This is a genomic window from Lysinibacillus sp. GW247-5R2A, assembly GCF_059424475.1.
In genome coordinates this window covers 224,733-245,788 of record NZ_JBWKZL010000005.1, presented here as the reverse complement: position 1 = coordinate 245,788, position 21,056 = coordinate 224,733, and the positions used below count along the sequence as shown (strand labels likewise).

Annotated in this window: 19 protein-coding genes; 18 read left to right on the top strand and 1 reads right to left on the bottom strand. The window is 39.2% G+C overall.

Translation table 11 applies throughout. From position 1 onward, the window contains the following. The first annotated feature begins 84 nt into the window (after positions 1–84). The 13 genes from AC07YC_RS10195 (at position 85) to AC07YC_RS10135 (ending at position 13,992) form a co-directional block, all read left to right on the top strand. Positions 85–900: an undecaprenyl-diphosphate phosphatase gene (locus tag AC07YC_RS10195; RefSeq protein ID WP_494919249.1), complete on the top strand. Its 816-nt coding sequence runs from the start codon at positions 85–87 to the stop codon at positions 898–900. A 231-nt stretch (positions 901–1,131) separates the two neighbouring features. Then, positions 1,132–2,490, top strand: a complete 1,359-nt coding sequence (xseA, locus tag AC07YC_RS10190) for an exodeoxyribonuclease VII large subunit (RefSeq protein WP_336635187.1) — start codon at positions 1,132–1,134, stop codon at positions 2,488–2,490. Further along, positions 2,487–2,720, top strand: coding sequence for an exodeoxyribonuclease VII small subunit (xseB, locus tag AC07YC_RS10185; RefSeq protein ID WP_008179899.1), 234 nt, complete (start codon positions 2,487–2,489; stop codon positions 2,718–2,720). Before xseA ends, xseB begins: the two co-directional genes overlap by 4 nt. A gap of 3 nt (positions 2,721–2,723) precedes the next feature. Further along, positions 2,724–3,605 (top strand): polyprenyl synthetase family protein, encoded by an 882-nt coding sequence (locus tag AC07YC_RS10180; protein WP_025116086.1) that lies wholly within the window; start codon positions 2,724–2,726, stop codon positions 3,603–3,605. A gap of 161 nt (positions 3,606–3,766) precedes the next feature. Beyond that, positions 3,767–5,668: a 1-deoxy-D-xylulose-5-phosphate synthase gene (gene dxs, locus AC07YC_RS10175; protein ID WP_150907182.1), complete on the top strand. Its 1,902-nt coding sequence runs from the start codon at positions 3,767–3,769 to the stop codon at positions 5,666–5,668. Continuing rightward, complete coding sequence (locus tag AC07YC_RS10170) at positions 5,668–6,486, top strand: TlyA family RNA methyltransferase (protein WP_494919248.1); 819 nt, start codon at positions 5,668–5,670, stop codon at positions 6,484–6,486. The genes dxs and AC07YC_RS10170 overlap by 1 nt, the downstream gene beginning before the upstream one ends. A gap of 100 nt (positions 6,487–6,586) precedes the next feature. Next, positions 6,587–7,036, top strand: a complete 450-nt coding sequence (gene ahrC / locus AC07YC_RS10165) for a transcriptional regulator AhrC/ArgR (RefSeq protein ID WP_008179906.1) — start codon at positions 6,587–6,589, stop codon at positions 7,034–7,036. Positions 7,037–7,067: 31 nt separating this feature from the next. Next, on the top strand, positions 7,068–8,759 hold the full coding sequence (recN, locus tag AC07YC_RS10160) for a DNA repair protein RecN (protein ID WP_494919247.1): 1,692 nt from the start codon (positions 7,068–7,070) through the stop codon (positions 8,757–8,759). A gap of 121 nt (positions 8,760–8,880) precedes the next feature. Further along, positions 8,881–9,828: a SpoIVB peptidase S55 domain-containing protein gene (locus tag AC07YC_RS10155; protein WP_336635183.1), complete on the top strand. Its 948-nt coding sequence runs from the start codon at positions 8,881–8,883 to the stop codon at positions 9,826–9,828. Between the two features lie 385 nt (positions 9,829–10,213). Further along, positions 10,214–11,005 (top strand): sporulation transcription factor Spo0A, encoded by a 792-nt coding sequence (spo0A, locus tag AC07YC_RS10150; protein ID WP_008179911.1) that lies wholly within the window; start codon positions 10,214–10,216, stop codon positions 11,003–11,005. Between the two features lie 133 nt (positions 11,006–11,138). Next, a complete protein-coding gene (locus tag AC07YC_RS10145; RefSeq protein ID WP_494919246.1) occupies positions 11,139–11,366 on the top strand; it encodes a hypothetical protein in 228 nt (75 codons plus the stop codon). 333 nt (positions 11,367–11,699) lie between these two features. Further along, positions 11,700–13,271 carry a flagellar assembly protein A gene (locus AC07YC_RS10140; protein WP_336635181.1) on the top strand — a complete coding sequence of 524 codons (1,572 nt, stop codon included), beginning with the start codon at positions 11,700–11,702 and terminating at the stop codon, positions 13,269–13,271. Further along, complete coding sequence (locus AC07YC_RS10135; protein ID WP_336635180.1) at positions 13,264–13,992, top strand: glycerophosphodiester phosphodiesterase; 729 nt, start codon at positions 13,264–13,266, stop codon at positions 13,990–13,992. Before AC07YC_RS10140 ends, AC07YC_RS10135 begins: the two co-directional genes overlap by 8 nt. A gap of 46 nt (positions 13,993–14,038) precedes the next feature. On the opposite strand, the gene AC07YC_RS10130 is transcribed toward AC07YC_RS10135, so the two are convergent. Next, the gene (locus AC07YC_RS10130; RefSeq protein ID WP_008179922.1) at positions 14,039–14,275 is read right to left on the bottom strand and encodes a DUF2627 family protein; all 237 of its coding nucleotides are present in this window, start codon (positions 14,273–14,275) and stop codon (positions 14,039–14,041) included. Positions 14,276–14,664: 389 nt separating this feature from the next. Here AC07YC_RS10130 and AC07YC_RS10125 point away from each other — a divergent pair, with 389 nt between their 5' ends. The 5 genes from AC07YC_RS10125 (at position 14,665) to AC07YC_RS10105 (ending at position 20,970) form a co-directional block, all read left to right on the top strand. Continuing rightward, positions 14,665–15,759, top strand: a complete 1,095-nt coding sequence (locus AC07YC_RS10125) for a Leu/Phe/Val dehydrogenase (protein WP_336635179.1) — start codon at positions 14,665–14,667, stop codon at positions 15,757–15,759. Between the two features lie 185 nt (positions 15,760–15,944). Then, on the top strand, positions 15,945–17,372 hold the full coding sequence (gene lpdA / locus AC07YC_RS10120) for a dihydrolipoyl dehydrogenase (protein ID WP_336635178.1): 1,428 nt from the start codon (positions 15,945–15,947) through the stop codon (positions 17,370–17,372). A gap of 88 nt (positions 17,373–17,460) precedes the next feature. Continuing rightward, complete coding sequence (locus AC07YC_RS10115; RefSeq protein WP_336635177.1) at positions 17,461–18,477, top strand: thiamine pyrophosphate-dependent dehydrogenase E1 component subunit alpha; 1,017 nt, start codon at positions 17,461–17,463, stop codon at positions 18,475–18,477. Beyond that, the gene (locus AC07YC_RS10110) at positions 18,477–19,460 is read left to right on the top strand and encodes an alpha-ketoacid dehydrogenase subunit beta (protein WP_016993882.1); all 984 of its coding nucleotides are present in this window, start codon (positions 18,477–18,479) and stop codon (positions 19,458–19,460) included. Before AC07YC_RS10115 ends, AC07YC_RS10110 begins: the two co-directional genes overlap by 1 nt. A 166-nt stretch (positions 19,461–19,626) precedes the next feature. After that, positions 19,627–20,970: a dihydrolipoamide acetyltransferase family protein gene (locus tag AC07YC_RS10105; protein WP_494919245.1), complete on the top strand. Its 1,344-nt coding sequence runs from the start codon at positions 19,627–19,629 to the stop codon at positions 20,968–20,970. Positions 20,971–21,056: the final 86 nt, after the last annotated feature.

The window sequence follows — 21,056 nt, the reverse complement described above, 5'->3', positions numbered from 1 at the left end:
TTTATGGATTGATTCCAGAACTTTTATGCTAATTTTGACGTCTAATGTAACGTTTGGGACATACATACTTAGTAGGAGGTTTTTATGGAAAATATCGATATTGTGTTAATTGTGAAGCATATCATTATTGGTCTTGTCCAAGGGTTTACAGAACCAATTCCGGTATCGTCAAGTGGACATGTGATGATTGCCAGCGAAATACTAGGGCTTGGTGAACAAGGGTTTACGTTCGCCATTCTCACCAATACAGCATCGTTACTTGCTATTGTTTATATTTATCGTGAGGATATAGTACGATTGATTTCCCATTTTTTCTTGTACTTGAAAACACGTGAGAAGCGCTACAATGCTGATTTCCGCTTTGCCCTGTATATCATTATAGGTTCTATTCCAGCGGGCGTTTTAGGAGTATTATTAAGTGATGTTATTGCAGACAATGTGAGTATGACGACAATCGCGCTCATGTTGTTTGTTACGGGTGCGGCATTATGGCTGATTCGTAATATGCGTGGGAAGAAAAAAGATGCAGATTTAAGTGCAAAGGATGCCATTATTGTGGGGTTAGGGCAAGCGGTTGCTCTTACACCAGGTATTAGCCGCTCAGGTGCGACTATTATTTCAGCGATTGCAGTAGGTATGAGACAGGATACAGCTTTACGTTTCTCGTTTATGCTTTATATTCCAGTAAGCTTAGGTGGGGTCGTATTAGGAATAACTGATTTTTTAGATGAGCCTAATAAAGGTGCGTTAGCGCTTCCTTATGCAGCCACTTTTCTAGCTACTCTTATTATGACGTACTTTGCCATGCGTTGGTTTATGGGCATTATGAAAAGCGGTAAACTTAGCTATTTTACGTATTACTGTTTGATTGTAGGAACGTTATTATTAGTATTTTATTAAAATGTAAAGTCTCATAACCGCTGTTGTTATGGGACCTTGTTTTGTTATTCATTGAATAGTCAATTTCTATTAGTTAGAACGTGTTGGAATATGTTATAGTTGTTTTTTGATAGATAAAAGACAGGCATTTTTTCTAGCGAAACAGTATTTAAACGCGTCAACACCAGTAAAAAATGTTATGATAGGTGTAGTTTTTGTGAAAAACTTGATCTTAGTAAAGGAGCCGAAAACATGTCCTCTGCTTCTTATTTAACTGTAAAAGCATTAACAAAATATATTAAACGAAAATTTGATGCGGACCCTCACCTACGCGAAGTGTATGTGAAAGGTGAGCTATCAAATGTTAAAATTCATCAATCTGGCCATATTTATTTTACATTAAAGGATGATGGCGCAAGAATTGCTGCCACGATGTTTAAAACGGCTGCCACGAAATTAGCATTTGAACCAAAAGAAGGTATGCAAGTATTTATCCGTGGTGATGTAAACGTTTACGAAGGCTATGGGACTTATCAGCTATATGTCCAAGAAATGCAACCGGACGGCATTGGTAGTCTATTTGTTGCCTTTAATCAATTAAAAGAGCAATTACAAAAAGAAGGGCTTTTTAAATTAGAATGGAAGCAATCGATTCCAAAGTTTCCTGAAAAGATAGGTGTGCTAACATCAACGACAGGAGCAGCGATTCGAGATATTTGTACGACTTTAAAGAGACGTTACCCTTTAGCTGAAATTCTGATTTACCCTACACTCGTACAAGGAGCACAGGCGGCACCAAATATTGTGCAAAACATTCAACGCGCCAATCAAGAGGCAACTTGTCAAGTGTTGATTGTTGGACGCGGGGGAGGCTCGATCGAGGACTTATGGGCATTTAATGAAGAAATAGTGGCGAGAGCTATTTTTGACAGTCGAATTCCTATTATTAGCGCAGTTGGTCATGAAACAGATACGACAATTGCCGATTATGTTGCTGATTTACGTGCACCTACACCAACAGCGGCCGCTGAGATGGCAGTCCCAGATCAAGCAGAGCTATTCCAACGGGTACTTTCGCAAAAATCTCAAATTCATCAAATGGTTAGGTCGCAACTTATGGCTGAACGACAACGTCTTAATAAGCTCCAACAGTCTTATCCACTGTCAATGCCAGAAAGACTATATCGACCGTTTACTGAAAGATTGGCACAGCTCGAGTCAGGATTGCAAACAGCCATGCAAGTAGATTTGATGAAGAAGAGTGCTCAGCTTCAGCAATTACATAGTACGGTGGCACAACATTCACCAAAAAAAGCACTTGCCTTCCATCAACGGGAGCTAGAAGCGCGCATGCAACAATTAACACGTGCTACAACGTATTATGTAGCGAAGCAGCAACAACAATTTGAGGCAACTATTCGAACATTAGAAGCATTAAATCCACTATCCATTTTAACAAGAGGATTTACAGTCGCTTATAAAGATCAACAGATGATTAAATCATCCACTGACGTGCAGAAGCAGGATCATCTGACATTGACTTTCCATGATGGGAAGGTTGTGGCTGAAGTGAAGGATATTTTGCTAAAGAATGAGGGGGAATCGTTGTGACAGAAAAACAACAAACTTTCGCAGAAGCTATGACGGCATTGGAAGAAATAGTTCGCCAGCTAGAACAAGGCGATGTACCATTGGAAAATGCGATTGATTTATACAAGCAAGGAATGGAGCTATCAAAGTTTTGCCATAGTAAGCTGCAGCATGCTGAAGAGCAGCTAGTATCTATTGTCCAAGAGACAGGCGAAACAACAGCATTTGATCCATTAAAGGGAGAGAATTAGGAAATGAATGAGCCATTAAAGTACTTTATCGAAAGCAACATACCACAAATCGAAGAAACGATGTTTGCACTTGTTTCAAAAATTGATGCTCCAGTAGATTTAAAGGACTCCATGCTATATTCATTAAAGGCAGGCGGTAAACGCATTCGTCCACTTTTTGTATTAGCTGTCTTGGAGCTTTATCAAAAAAATTTACAGGATGGTTTAATTGTAGGATCAGTCATTGAAATCATTCATACGTATTCGTTAATCCATGATGACTTACCAAGCATGGATAATGATGATTTTAGAAGAGGCAAGCCAACAAACCACAAAGTTTATGGAGAAGCACTTGCAACACTTGCGGGAGATGCATTAAACACATTGGCGTTTGGTATTTTAGCCCGTATGGAAGTAACGGCTGAAAAGCGAATCGAGCTTGTTCAATTGTTAAGCGTTGCCGCAGGTGCTGAGGGCATGGTTGGTGGTCAAGTACTGGATATGGAAGGTGAGCAGCGTCAGCTTAATTTAACTGAACTGGAACAAGTCCATGTTAATAAAACCGGTGCTTTATTAAGATTTAGTATTGAAGCGGGAGCCGTATTAGCAGACGCATCTAAACAAGACCGTGCTACATTGAAGGAATATGCCCATCACATCGGCCTAGCTTTCCAAATCCAAGACGATATTTTAGATATCGAAGGAACAACAGAGGAACTAGGAAAAACGGCTGGGAAAGATGTAGCTAGTGATAAGAGTACTTACCCAGCACTTTTAACGCTAAATGGAGCGAAAGAAAAGCTTGCTGAGCATTATCAACATGCTATTAATGCACTCGATCAATTACCAATAGATGCTAGCTTATTACGTGACTTTGCGGCATATATTGTTCATCGTAAAAACTGAGAGAAAATCAAGGCATTGAAGGAAAAGAATATGCTAGAATAGGTGGGAACGTTTACAAATTGTAAACAATGAAGTGCTCGTACTTTTAGCATATTGATAACACTGCTATAATAGTGAAAACAAATGCGGTGAATATTTTATTGAAAAGGTGTGTGAGAAAGGTGGATTTAAATAAAATAACTAGTCCATCCTTTTTAAAAAACTTAAATAAGAAGGAGCTTGAGCAGGTAGCGCAAGAAATTCGTACCTTCTTAATCGAAAAATGTTCTGTCACAGGTGGACATATCGGGCCGAATTTAGGAGTAGTCGAGCTTACGATTATGTTGCATAAAATGTTTGACAGTCCAAAAGATAAGTTTTTGTGGGATGTTGGCCACCAAGCTTACGTGCATAAAATTTTAACAGGTCGTGCGAGTCAATTTGACACACTACGTCAGTTCAAAGGGCTTTGTGGATTTCCAAAGCGCGTGGAGAGTGAACATGATGAATGGGAAACAGGTCATAGCTCGACTTCCTTATCAGCGGCCATGGGTATGGCAGCAGCACGTGATATTAAAAAAGAACATAACTATGTAATTCCTATTATTGGGGATGGCGCTTTAACTGGCGGTATGGCGCTTGAAGCGTTAAATCATATCGGTCATGCAAAAACGAATATGATTGTTATCCTAAATGATAATGAAATGTCCATTGCTCCAAACGTTGGTGCGCTTCACAGTGTTTTAGGTCGTTTGCGTACGGCCAAGGAGTATTCAAAAGCCAAAGAAGAGCTAGAATCACTTATTAATAAAATTCCGGTATTAGGTGGGAAGCTTGCTTCTACCGCGGAACGACTTAAGGATAGCTTAAAATATTTAGTGGTGTCAGGTGTCTTTTTTGAGGAATTAGGCTTTAAATATCTTGGTCCTATTGATGGTCATGATTTTGAAGCATTGGAAATGACATTATCCCATGCGAAAAAAGTGAAGGGGCCAGTCCTTGTTCACGTAATTACGAAAAAAGGAAAGGGCTATAAACCTGCTGAAGACGATACGATCGGTAATTGGCATGGAACAGGTCCTTATAAAATTGAAAATGGTGCCTTTGTGAAGTCAGAGACTAAAGGACCAGCATGGAGTAGTTTAATTGCAGAAACTGTTCGTAAAATTGCTCATGAAGATGAGCGAGTCGTGACGATCACACCTGCTATGCCTGTCGGGTCAAAATTACAAGGGATTCAACAAGACTTTCCAAATCGTTTCTTCGATGTGGGGATTGCCGAGCAACATGCAGCAACAATGGCAGCGGGTTTAGCTACACAAAATATGAAGCCGTTTTTAGCGATTTATTCAACATTCCTACAACGTGCTTATGACCAAGTGTTGCATGATATTGCACGTCCTAATTTAAATGTCTTTATCGGTATTGATCGTGCTGGTTTAGTTGGGGCAGATGGTGAAACGCATCAGGGCGTATTTGATATCGCTTTCCTTCGTCATATTCCAAATATGACGATTATGATGCCTAAGGATGAGAATGAAGGGCAACATATGGTTAAAACAGCTATTGAGTACGATGGTGGTCCGATTGCACTACGTTACCCTCGTGGTAATGGGATTGGCGTTCCACTAGATGATGAGTTAGTCGCATTACCAATTGGTAGCTGGGAAGTTTTACGAGAAGGAAAAGACGGTTCCATTTTGACATTTGGCACAACGATTCCGATGGCCATGCAAGCAGCAGATATGTTAGCGCAGCAAGGGATCGATATCGAGGTGGTCAATGCACGCTTTATCAAACCAATGGATGAGGATATGCTACACCGAATTTTATCCAATCATAAACCGATATTAACCATTGAAGAAGCAGTCCTAAAAGGCGGATTTGGTAGCGGAGTATTAGAATTTGCTCACGACCATGGCTATCTCCATGCAATTGTTGATCGAATGGGTATTCCAGATCAATATATCGAGCATGGTAACGTTGATCAGCTGCTCGAAGAAATTCATATGACAGCAGAGGATGCAGCAGCACGTATGCAAGTATTACTTCAACAAAAACAGCAAGTAGGTTTAAATAAATAATGACAAAACAACCAAAAGAACGAGTGGATATTTTACTTGTAGAGCGTGGATTATGTGAAACAAGAGAAAAAGCAAAACGTTCCATTATGGCGGGACTTGTTTTTTCAAATGAAATACGAATCGATAAGGCAGGAGAAAAAATTGCTATCGATGCCCCTCTACAAGTAAAAGGCTCCGATTTAAAATATGTTAGTCGTGGTGGTCTGAAGCTAGAAAAGGCCCTACAAATTTTTGATATGTCTGTAGAAGGGAAGCTAATGCTTGACATTGGCTCCTCTACAGGTGGGTTTACAGATTGTGCATTGCAGCATGGCGCAAGACATGGCTATGCACTGGATGTCGGATCCAATCAATTAGCGTGGAAAATTCGGTCAGATGAACGTGTTACTGTCATGGAAAAAACTAATTTCCGTTATACTACGGCAGCAGATTTATCTGAAGGATTACCTGATTTTGCTACAATAGATGTTAGTTTTATTTCTTTATCATTAATTTTACCGGTGTTAAAAACAGTATTGCTACCAGGTGGAGATGTTATGGCATTGGTGAAACCGCAGTTTGAGGCGGGAAAAGATAAAGTTGGAAAAAAAGGTATCGTTCGTGATAAAAAAGTCCATCTTGAAGTATTAGAAAAAACAGCGGCAATGGCCACAGAAATTGGATTTGTTTTGAAGGATGCTTCTTACTCCCCGATAACAGGTGGGGAAGGAAATATTGAATTTTTATTCCATTTAGTGAATCCTATTGGAGAAGAAGACATTCCTGCATATACAGCTTTTAATGCACTCGTTGAAGAAGCGCATAATTCTTTAAAATAACACGTGCTCGCTTATAGAGCCGTGTTTTTTCTTGTGCTTTTTTGTTGAAAATGGTAGTGTGATTATACACATATTTAATTATTTATTAGAGGTGGCTACGATGAATAAAGGACAAAGACATATACGAATTCGGGATATTATTGCGAATCATGAAATTGAAACACAAGATGATTTAGTCGATTTCCTAAAAGATGCAGGCTATAATGTGACACAAGCTACGGTATCACGAGATATCAAAGAACTACATTTGGTGAAAGTACCATTACAGGACGGTCGCTATAAGTATAGCTTGCCCGCTGATCAACGATTTAACCCGGTGCAAAAATTACATCGTGCATTAGCGGATGCCTTTATAAGCATTGATGGAGCATCGCATTTTTTAGTGATGAAAGCTCTTCCAGGTAATGCGAATGCGATTGCATCCTTATTAGACCATTTAGATTGGCCAGAAATTTTAGGTACAATTTCTGGAGATGATACCATTTTAATTATTTGTCGAAATGAAAATGAGCGGGAAAATACTAAAAATCGCTTACTAGACATGCTTTAAAAAATGGGAATGGATTCAGAGGTGACAATTTGTGTTAAGAGAGCTTAGTATTCGAAACTTTGCTATCATTGAGGATTTGACTGTGAGTTTTTCAGAAGGTTTGACTGTACTAACGGGGGAAACTGGTGCTGGTAAATCTATTATCATTGATGCTGTTCATTTACTTGCTGGTGGACGGGGAAATACTGAATTTATTCGTCATGGGGCAAGAAAGGCTGAATTAGGTGGCTTATTTCAAATTGCGAATTCCACGCATCCTGTGCTGAAAAAATTAGAAGAAGCAGGCATTGAAATTGAAGAAGATACAGTTATTTTACGTCGTGATCTAAATGATTCTGGGAAAAGTATTTGCCGTGTAAATGGTAAACTTGTGCCATTATCAGTACTGAGAGAAATTGGTGGGAGTCTCATTGATATTCATGGCCAGCATGAAAACCAAGAGCTGATGGATGAAAAACAGCATATCAATTTACTCGACCAGTTTGCAGAAGAGCAGCTGCTGCCTATGCAACAAACATACAGCGAACAATATGAAGAATATCGATTGCTGAAAAAGGACTTAGCCTCGATTTCCATCGATGAACAATTGATGGCACAACGCATTGATTTGTATCAATTCCAAATAAAAGAGCTAGAAGAAGCCAATTTAACGCTAGGTGAGGAAGATGAGCTTCTTGATGAACGCCGTCGTCTTATGAATTACAATAAAATTTTTGAACGTTCTCGTGCTGCCTACGAGGCTATTCAGGGAGAATCAAAAGGTCTTGATTGGATTGGAAATGCAATGGGTGCCTTGGACGATGCAGCTTCAGTGGACGAGCAATTCAAAGAAGCTTCAGAGGCAGTAACAACGGCATTTTATGCGCTACAAGATGCGGCTTATCAGGTCAAAAATGTATTAGATGAATTGGAGTTTGATCCAGCGCGTTTAAATGAGGTAGAACAACGTTTAGCACTATTCCAAAATTTAAAACGCAAATATGGCTCGACTGTGGAGGACATTTTAGCGTATTTTGAAAAAATAAAAATTGAGTTAAATGAACTGCTAAATCGCGATGAAATTTTGCAGGTGAAAGAACGAAGAGTGCTCGAAATGGAATCGGTGCTCAATGAGCTTGCTACAGAACTTTCAACTGTGCGTAAAGCTGCTGCCCAACAGTTAAGCGAAGCCATTATGGCAGAGTTACGGGAATTACATATGGAAAAGGCTAAATTTATTGTCAATTTTGAAGAATTACCATATTTCGATGCAAATGGTAAAGATCAAATTATTTTTTATATTTCTACCAATGTTGGAGAACCGCCAAAGTCCTTACCGAAAATTGCCTCGGGAGGAGAATTATCACGAATGATGCTGGCGCTGAAAACCATTTTCTCTTCTTCTAATGGTATCACATCGATCATTTTTGATGAAGTGGACACAGGAGTTAGTGGAAGAGTGGCACAAGCCATTGCAGAAAAAATTGCAGCGGTATCCATTAATTCTCAAGTGCTATGTATTTCACATTTACCTCAAGTTGCTGCGATGGCTGATCATCATTACTTCATTAAGAAAGAAGTCGAGCATGATCGAACATTTACGTCTTTATCAGAAATTGATCAAAAGGCACGAATTGAAGAAGTCAGCCGTATGATGTCTGGAACTGAAATTACGGCTTTAACGCTACAGCATGCAACGGAATTATTAACAATGGCAGAAGAGCGAAAAAAACAAATGCGTTAACCATATTCCAGAAACAGTTGAAGCTGTTTCTGGTTTTTTTCTTTTTGCACAAATATTTACCGCTTATAAGAACGCCACAACAACACATAGTAAAAAGACAAAAATGAAAAGGAGGTGTCGTATGAATCGTCGTTGGCGTCAATTAGTCATTTTGCCTATGCTCATCTTTTTGTTAGTGATGCCTATACAAGCTTTAGCCGCCAAAAAGCTTATACCGATGGGTGAAGCCATTGGAATCCAACTTCAATTATCACATGTGTTCGTAGCGCATGATGTACTGTTAGCTTCCAATCAATGGATGAAAGGCGGCGCAGTGATTGAAAAAATTAATGATATACCTGTAAAGTCGCTGGCAGATGCCAAACAAGCTATGGCTAAAGAAGACCAACAGAAATGGACGATCAATAATGACGGTAAACAGGTTACACTCGAATTACAAAATAAAGAAGCAGAGCATATCATATCCTTCTTAAAAGATGAAACAGATGGAGTAGGAACACTGACTTATATTGATCCAGAGACAAAAAACTATGGTGCACTAGGTCATCAAATTGTTGATTCAACCCTACAAGAGGCCCCTGTATTTAGAGCTGGCTCCATTTTCTTAGCTTCAATTCAACAAATCCGTAAAAGTACGCCTGGCCAACCAGGTTACAAAATTTCCTCCATTGAAAAACATCAGGAACGACTGGGTAGTATAGATAAAAATACTGTTTATGGAATTTTTGGCCGTTGGGAAGAAGGCTATCCACAAAGATTACCCAAAGCGATTGAAATTATGCATGAAAAAGATATAAAAACGGGGAAAGCGGAAATATATACTGCTATTGAAGGACGAAAAGTCGAAACTTTTTCCATTGAAATAACAAAGGTTGAAAATGAACGACTTGAATTTATAGTTTCTGACGAGAAGCTCATTGAAAAAACTGGTGGAATTTTGCAAGGAATGAGTGGCAGTCCTATCATTCAAGACGGTCGATTTGTCGGTGCTGTAACACATATGTTTGTGGAGGAGCCGAAAAAGGGAGCAGCTTTGACAGTAGCTGAAATGTTAAGAAAGTCTTCTTAAAAAAGGTATTTGGTAAAAATCCGCATTTTCCGTAGGCAGAACAGGTGCCGCTGGAAACTTGCGGGTTTTTATCTTTATGTTAAAAATACCTTGAATTCAACAAGTATTTCTAATAATAACCGAAAGGAGTCATGATATTTAAAAAAACTGTAGTTTTATCTTATTTTTTTATCTAAAATAGGTAATAAGAGCGTTTAGACAGTTTGCCAATATTTGGCGCAACTTGTCGATATAAAAAGAAAGTATCGGACTACATACTCATTTTTGGAAATGAAAAAGGTTTTTAAACAAAAATGTCGAAAATTCCACAGTGTGCCAAAAATGCATTTAGGGGTTAGGTTAACGCTTTGGAGTGTTCAAAGCAAGTCCAGAAGGAGGAATTGAAATGACAAAGGTAAAAGTAGCGATTGCAGATGATAATCGTGAGTTATTAAAAACAATGGAGCAATATTTCCAGGGACATGCCGAAATAGAAATTATTGCGACGGCTTCAAACGGAAAAGTTTGTCTACAAATGCTTGAGGAATTTACACCTGATGTTTTACTTCTAGATATAATCATGCCTCATCTTGACGGTTTAGCTGTTTTAGAATCGATGTATCAAAATGAGAAAATGTCATCAGTACAAGTAATTATGTTAACTGCTTTTGGCCAAGAAGATGTCATGAAGCAGGCTGTAGATCTAGGGGCATCTTATTTCATGCTAAAGCCATTTGAATTTGACCAATTAGTGCAGAAGATTTTACATTGTGCTGGACAGAAGGCGACACTTCCTAAAAAGACAAGCGTTTTACAACCTACCGTCCCTCAAAAATTAAATCAGCATCAATTAGACAGCACGATTACAGCGATTATTAAAGAAATCGGTGTACCTGCACATATTAAAGGGTATTCTTATTTGCGTGAAGCCATTCAAATGGTCTTTGAGGATATTGAATTATTAGGATCTGTAACAAAGATCTTATATCCAGAAATCGCGAAAAAATTCAATACGACACCATCACGTGTTGAACGTGCAATTCGTCATGCTATCGAAGTTGCGTGGAATCGTGGCAATTATGAATCCATTTCGTCGATGTTTGGCTACACGGTGCATCACTTGAAATCCAAGCCGACAAATAGTGAATTCATTGCTATGATTGCAGACAAAATCCGCATTGACATGATGGCTAGCTAAACATAAAATTTTTAGCAATAAACGATAGAAAAACTGATATAGCAATTATACCTCGAGTTTTTATAACGCCATTTTTAGACAGTGTGACCACTGTTTAGAAAGGCGTATTTTTTTGATAGGTATCTCTTACCTGATGAGCGATGATACTGATGAAATGGAGAAGCGGGTGATCAAAATGAAAAGTGTCAACTTTCAATTAGATGGAATGGATTCAATAGAAATTACACAACTAGAGGAGCATTTATTTGAAGTCCGACTCGTATTAGACGGTAAAATAAGTATGCAATATATGAGTAAGGAGGAATTGGGACAGCTTGGTGCGACCTTCAGAATTGGAAATATTAAGAGCTATCTTGAATAAAGAGCTTTAATATCTGATAATTTTATAGTTCTAAAGGCCCTTTATTGTTTAATTTTTATGACGATCCTATCCTATAATATAGAGAGTAGGAATACTGTTTGTTCAAATTATCCTAATAGAATAACCTTCTATTTAAGGGTGATTTTATTAAAAAACTTAAACATTAAACATTTTCTTAGTATTTTACACCTATTTATATTTGCTGGTAATAAAAAATAGTTGGATGTTTTAATGATTAAGTAGTACTATTTTCTTTCTCGTTAGTGACAATGGTCTCTAAACAAATGTAAGGGGATTGTATATACTTACATATAGAGGGAAGGAGGAGGTAGCTTGATTCTAGTTCGAAATGAAAACTTCGAAATTTCTGAAGAGAATGGCAAGGTATATATGCTTACTTTTAGTGCCGGATTCCCATTAAAAGAATTTGATAGCATCTTACGTAGTCATCCACGACTTAAATTATCTAATTTTTCAATTTTAAAAAATGTACTGTCAACTCAAAACACAAGTCCGGTAGAAATTGGCCGCTGGCTTCCAAATATAGAAGCTGAAATTGCCCGGGATAAAATGTCAGCCTCCATTTTTATCTATGAAACAAACGAATATATGGCAAACCATAAAGAAAAGCTAACACAGCAAGTGCAAGAAACACTTGCGGAACTTGAAATAGTGCATGGAATATTAGATTTTGATATTTCGAAGGCTGAACCAGGAAAAGCATTTTTAATTGCACAGGGGCAACCACCTATAGCAGGCACGGATGCACAAATTACATACTTACCTAAACCGGAGCGAAAACCGGTCATTCGTGATGATGGAAAAGCGGATTACTTTGATATGAATTTTATCTCAGAAATTTCAGAAGGCTCATGGCTAGGTGAAAAGATTCCTGCTACATTAGGTAAATCAGGGAAAAATGTGCTAGGTGAGGTAGTGGCTGCCGCACCAGGACGGGATTTTCCTATCCGATACGATACAAAATCAGCATATGAAGTGGAAGAGGACGGAAAAATTGTGATCCGCTCGAAAATTGCTGGTGTTCTAGATGATGTGAAAGGTATGATTGGTGTAAACAGACACCTACCTATTAACGGTGATGTAGGCGTTGAAACAGGAAATCTAGAATTTAATGGTTCTCTTAGTATTAAAGGAACAGTAACAAATGGCTATACGGTCATTGCAACGGGCGATATTTCCATTGATGGTGCTGAAGGTGTAAGCGGTGCCAAACTAATTAAATCCATTGAAGGCGATGTTTATATTCGCGGGGGCATTTTTGGTCTAGGCTCAACAGTTGTGGAAGCGGGCGGCAATATTTTTGTCAAACATGTCAATGAAGCAAATTTATTTGCGGCGGATAGTATCCATATAGGCTTCTATGCATTAGGTTCACAGCTTTCCGCTCATTCTATTTTCGTAGACGAACGAAAAGGTAAAATTATTGGAGGACGTGCTGTAGCTAAAAATACGATTGTCACTGCCATCTCAGGTAACCGATTGGAACGTCGAACGGATTTGATTATTGAAAGTGTCAATAAACAAGAGAATAATTCGATAATGCAGGAAAAGGCTGTTCAGCTTAAAGAGTTACAATCAGAAATTGCAGCCCATGAGTCCAAAATGAAAAGTTTATTACCATTCCTCAACCAAATGTCTAAAGAACAAACAGCGTCCTTTGAAGAGACCAAGCAGGCTTTAACAAAATTAAAGGCAGAAGCTGTTACATTAGATCGTGAAATTAAACTAATAATGGACGAAATGCGTCATATTGGAAAAGAAGAGATTATTGTCACAAAGGAAGCGCATCCGGGGACATATATTCAAATTGGTAAAAAATCATCTTTATTAAGCAAAATGACCAATGGGAAATTTCTGCTAGAGTTTGGTGAGTTAAATGTCTAATTCGTCCTATATTCCAGTGTTTGCACATCGAGGGGCTTCGGCCTATGCGCTTGAAAATACGTTTAAAGCTTTCGAAAAGGCATTGGAGCTGGGGGCTGATGGCATAGAGTTAGACATCCAATTCTCAAAAGAGGGATGTCCAATCGTGTACCATGATCCACAATTGTCAAGATTAGTAGGTATCAATAAACTGGTGAGTGATTGTACGATGGAAGAGTTATTGCGTTTTAAACTCGGAAAGCCTTGGAGGCGTCTTTTTTCATCGGCTAAAATGCCAGCATTTGATGCAGTTTTAGCATGGGCTAAAACAAATAAGCTCCCTTTAAATATTGAATTAAAATCAACCATTCTAGACAATCAACGTGGGCTAAAGGATTTTCTTCAAGGGCTCTCATTACCAACAGGGAGCCACTTCTCATCATTCCATTATGAATTACTGGAAATGGTGAAAAAACATAGACCTGAATATGAAACGGCTCTAATAGCCACGAAAAAATTAAAATGGGATTTGTTAGCTGATTACAAAGCGGCTGATACTGTTCATATGCATAAACGGTACTACAAGCCAAGGTATTTAGAGGCATGCGTTACAAGCGGCAAAGCCTGTCGTTTTTATGCCATTGATGGTAATGAGCCGTTCTTAACGAATCCGCACCATGCTGTGTTAGGTTGGATTACGGATTATCCTGATAAAGTCATCACGACACAGCAGCGAGTATAAAAATAGCTATCCAGTAAGTCCATGTGACTTATTTGGATAGCTATTTTTATTTTTTTTGGAAGCGCGGTGCTACTTTGCCATTTTTGCGGTCACGATGTAGTAAAAATCCTGCGAAAAAACCGAAGCCTATCACAAAGAAAATAACACCCACTACAAATTGTAGCCATAAAAATGGGAAAGGCGAAAGAAGCTTTCCAAATAATGTATCACGCATAAATTTAATGCCGCCTGCAGCCATAAGACCTGGAATAAGCATTACAATAAATGCAGCTAAACGGGCCATGTATACCCCTCCTTATTCCTATGATTAATTGTACCTGTGGATGGGGGAATGTCAAGAAAGGGGAGGAATCAATATAATATTTATTCCACAAAGCTAGGCAGGGTATAAAGTGGTTTTTGTTACTGAATGTTTAGAAAATTCTTACTTAAATAAGAATGTGTAATAATAGTTGCGAAATTGTGAATTTGTCAGTATTGTAAAAATAAGTGGAGCAATATTATCCATTACTAAACAATTTTTTTCTTCCTGTATAAGGGTCTAAAAACCTACTGTATAATGGGGCTCAGTTTTTTGCTGAGAAGAGGACAATAAGGGAAAGAATTGTTAGATAAAACTTGATTGGGACGGGCATTTGGGGATGCACTTTCCAAAGCAAAGGGGCGAGTTTCATGGAAATCTTCAAGTATATGGAAAAGTATGATTATGAACAATTGGTATTTTGCCAAGATGAAGCATCAGGGTTAAAAGCGGTTATCGCTATCCATGACACAACACTTGGACCAGCATTAGGCGGGGCACGTATGTGGACATATGCTTCAGAGGAAAATGCAGTGGAAGACGCATTGCGTTTAGCACGAGGCATGACTTACAAAAATGCGGCAGCTGGTTTAAACCTTGGCGGTGGAAAAACGGTCATTATCGGTGACCCATTTAAAGATAAAAACGAAGAAATGTTCCGTGCATTAGGTCGTTTCATCCAAGGCTTAAATGGCCGTTATATTACTGCAGAAGACGTAGGTACAACAGTAACAGATATGGATTTAATCCATGAGGAAACAGATTATGTAACAGGAATTTCACCTGCATTCGGTTCATCAGGTAACCCATCTCCAGTAACGGCGTATGGTGTTTATCGCGGTATGAAAGCGGCTGCAAAAGAAGCATTCGGTTCAGAATCATTAGAGGGATTAAAAATTTCTGTACAAGGTCTAGGAAATGTAGCTTACAAGCTTTGCGAGTATTTACATAATGAAGGGGCAAAACTTGTTGTAACAGATATCAATCAGGCAGCCATTGATCGAGTTGTAAATGACTTTGACGCAATGGCAGTAGCTCCAGATGAAATCTACGCGCAAGACGTTGATATTTTCTCACCTTGTGCTTTAGGTGCTATATTAAATGATGAAACAATTCCACAGCTAAAAGCAAAAGTAATTGCTGGATCTGCTAATAACCAGTTAAAAGATTCACGTCATGGTGATTACCTACATGAATTAGGGATTGTCTATGCACCAGACTATGTGATTAATGCTGGTGGCGTTATTAACGTTGCGGATGAATTATATGGCTATAATCGTGAACGTGCTCTGAAACGCGTTGACGGTATTTATGATAGTATTGAAAAGATCTTTGCTATTTCAAAACGAGATGGCATTCCAACATATGTGGCAGCGAATCGTTTAGCTGAAGAACGCATTGCGCGTGTGGCGAAATCTCGCAGCCAATTCTTAAAAAATGAAAAAAATATTTTACACGGTCGCTAATATACAAGGGTTGAAAATTGGGAGAAGTCGCATTGTCGACTTCTTCTAATTTTACCAACAAATACGAGCATCGTTGTAGTAAAGCTAAAGTTTTTCTTAAGCAAGAATAAACCGTAAGCTAATTGATAAGGTGCTTGTTTAATAGATAGAATACGTTAGCACTTTTCTCAAAAGGGGGAATAAACATGGCTCAAAATTATGATGTTGTCATTTTAGGTGGAGGTACAGGCGGTTACGTTGCGGCCATCCGAGCTGCGCAACTAGGCTTAAAAACAGCTATTGTAGAGCGGGAGCGTTTAGGCGGAACATGCTTGCATAAAGGTTGTATTCCAAGTAAAGCCTTACTTCGAAGTGCAGAAGTATATCGAATGGCGAATAAAACGGCTAGTGAATTTGGTGTCGATATTGAAGGTGTAACACTACAATTTGACAAAGTTCAAGCTAGGAAACAAGCAATCGTTGAGCAATTAAGCCAAGGTGTGAATACACTGATGAAAAAAGGTAAAATAGATGTTTATCATGGTACAGGACGAATTTTAGGTCCATCTATTTTCTCGCCAATGCCAGGAACGATCTCGGTAGAAATGTCTAATGGGGAAGAAAATGAAATGCTTGTACCGACAAATGTTGTCATTGCAACAGGCTCAAAGCCGCGAGGTATGGCCGGATTAACTGTTGATGGTCAATATGTGATGAATTCAGATCATGCGTTGGAGCTTGATCATTTACCAAAATCATTGTTAATCGTTGGCGGTGGTGTCATTGGTATTGAGTGGGCATCTATGCTTTGCGATTTTGGCGTATATGTAACAGTGGTAGAATACGGACCAACTATCTTACCTGCAGAAGATGCAGATATCGTCAAAGAAGTAACCAAGCAGCTTGAAAAGCGTGGAGTTCGCATTGTGACAAATGCCCGTTTAGAGGCAGATACATTCAAAATAAAAAATGATAACGTTTTCATTTCTGCCAAAGTGAATGATCAGGAAGAAATCTTTGAGGCAGATAAACTTTTACTTTGTGTAGGACGTGAAGCCAACACGCAAGATATTGGCTTGGAAAATACAGAAATCGAAGTGGAAAATGGCTTCATTAAAGTGAATGATTCTTATCAAACGAAGGAATCACATATGTATGCCATTGGGGATGTGATTGGTGGCTTACAGTTAGCACATGTTGCGTCACATGAAGGATTGTCAGCAATCGAGCATATAGCGACAGGAAAAACAGAGCATTTAAATGATCTGAACGTACCAAAATGCGTTTATTCATATCCTGAGGTTGCTAGCATCGGTTTAACAGAACTTGCTGCCAAAGAGCGAGGCTTTTCATTAAAGATCGGTAAATTCCCGTTCAAGGCAATTGGTAAGGCATTGGTAAATGGAGAAGCAGAAGGTTTTGTAAAAATTATTGCTGATGAAGAAACAGATGATATTTTGGGTATTCATATGGTAGGGCCGCACGTGACAGATTTAATTGGGGAAGCATCTTTAGCTAAATTATTGGATGCAACGCCATGGGAAATTAGTCAGGCAATCCATCCACATCCTTCATTAAATGAGGTATTAGTGGAATCTGCTTTAGCAGTTGATGGTCGTGCTATCCATTTTTAAATTTTTCTGAATTTCATAACTAACGTATCCAAATGTGGGGATATAGGATAAGATAGTTATTTCTCTATAATACGAAAGGGGTGTTCGTATGCAAGATGTTCAAATCAAACATGAAGATTTAGGTTTGTCAAATGAAGATGTACTTGCTATGTTCGAAACAATGTTAATGGCCAGAAGATTAGATGAGCGTATGTGGTTATTAAACCGTTCTGGTAAAATTCCGTTTGTTATTTCTTGTCAAGGTCAGGAGGCAGCACAAGTTGGAGCAGCCTTTGCACTAAATAAAGATAAAGATTATATTGCACCATATTATCGTGATATGGGTGTTGTTTTACACTTTGGTATGACACCAAGAGAGTTGATGTTATCTGCATTTGCAAAAGCGGAAGATCCAAACTCTGGTGGACGTCAAATGCCAGGGCATTTTGGTCAAAAGAAAAATCGTATTTTAACAGGGTCTTCGCCTGTAACAACTCAGGTGCCACACGCAGTTGGCGTAGCACTTGCAGGACGTCTACAAAAAGAGGATTTTGTTTCTTTCGTGACACTTGGTGAAGGTTCTTCTAACCAAGGAGATTTCCATGAAGGAGCAAACTTCGCAGGTGTTCATAAGCTGCCAGTTATTATCATGGTAGAAAACAATCAATATGCGATCTCTGTACCCGTTGAACGCCAGTTAGGCTGCGCGAAGGTTTCTGATCGTGGAATTGGCTACGGTATGCCAGGTGTGACGGTTGATGGGAAATGCCCATTACAAGTTTACAAAGTGGTAAAAGAAGCAGCGGACCGTGCACGGGATGGAGAGGGCCCAAGCTTAATCGAAACAGTCACATATCGTTTAACAGCCCACTCTTCGGATGATGATGATCGTCAATATCGTACGGCTGAAGATATAGCAGAAGGTAAGGCAAAAGATCCGATTGTGTTATTCGAAAAGTATTTAACAGATGCTGGCGTCATGACTGAAAAAGTACGTACTGAAATTGAAGAACGTGTGATGGCAGAAGTGAATGAAGCGACTGATTATGCGGAAGCGGCTCCATATGCACAACCAGAGGATGCCATGAAATATGTTTATGCACCAGTGGACGGAGGTGACGTGTAATGGCAGTTATGTCTTATATTGATGCGATTACATTAGCAATGAAAGAAGAAATGGAACGTGATGAGCGAGTTTTCATTTTAGGAGAAGACGTTGGCCGTAAGGGCGGTGTATTCAAAGCAACTACAGGTCTGTACGATCAATTCGGTGAGTACCGTGTACTAGATACGCCACTTGCAGAAAGTGCGATTGCAGGGGTTGGTATTGGGGCAGCGATGTATGGTATGCGTCCAATCGCAGAAATGCAATTTGCTGATTTCATTATGCCAGCGGTTAACCAAATCGTCTCTGAGGCAGCTAAAATCCGTTACCGTTCTAATAATGATTGGACTTGTCCAATGGTAATCCGTGCACCTTTTGGTGGAGGGATCCATGGGGCGCTTTATCATTCTCAATCCGTTGAAGCCCTTTTTGCGGGTACGCCTGGTTTAAAAATAGTTATACCATCAACTCCGTATGATGCTAAAGGATTGCTGAAAGCAGCTATTCGTGATGAAGATCCAGTATTGTTCTTTGAACACAAACGTGCTTATCGATTAATTAAGGGTGAGGTACCGCTAGACGATTACACGTTACCAATCGGCAAGGCTGATGTGAAGCGTGAAGGGGATGATGTGACAGTCATTACCTATGGTTTAGCTGTACACTTTGCGCTACAAGCGGCAGAGCGTCTAGCTGCAGATGGTATTTCTGCCCATATACTTGACCTACGCACAGTTTATCCACTTGATAAGGAAGCAATTATTGAGGCAGCAAGTAAGACAGGAAAAGTATTACTTGTTACGGAGGATAATAAAGAAGGCAGTATCATGAGTGAAGTTGCCGCGATTATAGCGGAGCATTGTTTATTTGAGCTTGATGCACCAATTCAACGTCTAGCAGGACCTGATGTGCCAGCAATGCCATATGCACCAACAATGGAGAAATATTTTATGATTAATCCTGATAAAGTTGAACGTGCGATGCGAGAGCTTGCGGCATTTTAACATACCAAGCAAGGCTGATTGAAAAAATGAAAGCCTCAGACGGAAGAACAGATTTTGACTTAGCCGTTTGAAGTCAAAATCTGTCTATTTGCCTATCTTCGTTTATTAATTTAGCGCTGCATCAGGTACAATGTCGCCTAGGCTTAATTGATGGGAGGAATAAATGATGGCGGTTCAAAATATTACTATGCCACAGCTCGGCGAAAGTGTAACAGAAGGTACAATTGAAAAATGGCTTGTGAAGCCTGGCGATACAGTAAAAAAATATGATTCCTTAGCAGAAGTTGTGACAGATAAAGTAAATGCAGAAATTCCATCGTCGTTTGAAGGGGTTATTACAGAGCTAATTGCACAAGAAGGTCAAACATTACCAGTTGGTGCAGTCGTATGCTCGATTGAAATTGCAGGGGATAGTGAATTACCACCTCCACCGCCTGAAAAAAAATCTGCTGTAAGCACAGCGATTTTAAATGCAGGTGTTCAAAAGAAACAAGAGGCATCACAATCAGTTTCTACTCCTCCTTCAGCCGCTCCAAAAGAAGCGCGTAAGGACAAAGTACGCTACTCACCTGCTGTTCTAAGACTTGCACAGGAGCATGATATTGCACTCGAACAAGTTACAGGAACGGGCGAGGGTGGTCGCATTACAAGAAAAGACTTGTTACAACTAATTGAAACGGGCAATATCCCAACTGCAACTAGTGCGGCACCAGCGCCAGCAACGAGTCAAGCGCCATCTGAACAGCCAGCTCCTGCACAAGCTCAGCATGCAGAAAAGCCTGCAGCACCGGTACAATCTATCCAGCCTGGAGATATTGAAATTCCAGTGACGAAGATCCGTCGTGCCATTGCTAATAATATGGTAAGAAGTGTTCAAGAGGCTCCACACGCTTGGATGATGATGGAAGTGGACGTAACAGATTTAGTTGCTTATCGAGATAGCCTAAAAGGTGAATTTAAGCAAAAAGAAGGCTTTAATCTTACATATTTCGCCTTCTTTGTAAAAGCAGTGGCTCAAGCCTTGAAAGAATTCCCAATGATGAATTCGATGTGGGCTGAGGATAAAATTATTCAAAAGCATGACATCAATATTTCGATTGCAGTAGCGACGGATGATGCATTATTCGTGCCTGTTATAAAACACGCGGATGAAAAATCCATTAAAGGAATTGCTAGAGAAATTCATGAGCTTGCTAACAAGGTTCGAACTGGAAAATTAGCCATGGATGATATTAAAGGTGGTACATTTACCGTAAATAATACGGGAGCATTTGGCTCTATTCAATCAATGGGTATCATTAATTATCCACAAGCTGCTATCCTTCAAGTGGAAAGTATTGTAAAAAAACCAGTCGTTTTACCTGGTGGAATGTTTGCCGCTCGTGATATTGTGAATTTATGTTTATCATTAGATCATCGTGTGTTGGATGGACTAGTATGTGGTAAATTCCTAAATAGAGTAAAAGAAATACTCGAAAATACAAATAAATCTTCGACGTCAGTCTACTGATGACTTGTCGGAAACCTGCTGTATAAGGGTTTCCGATTTTTTTTATGCTTTCCGAGTCGCAATTTGTCATGTAGAATAACAAATAG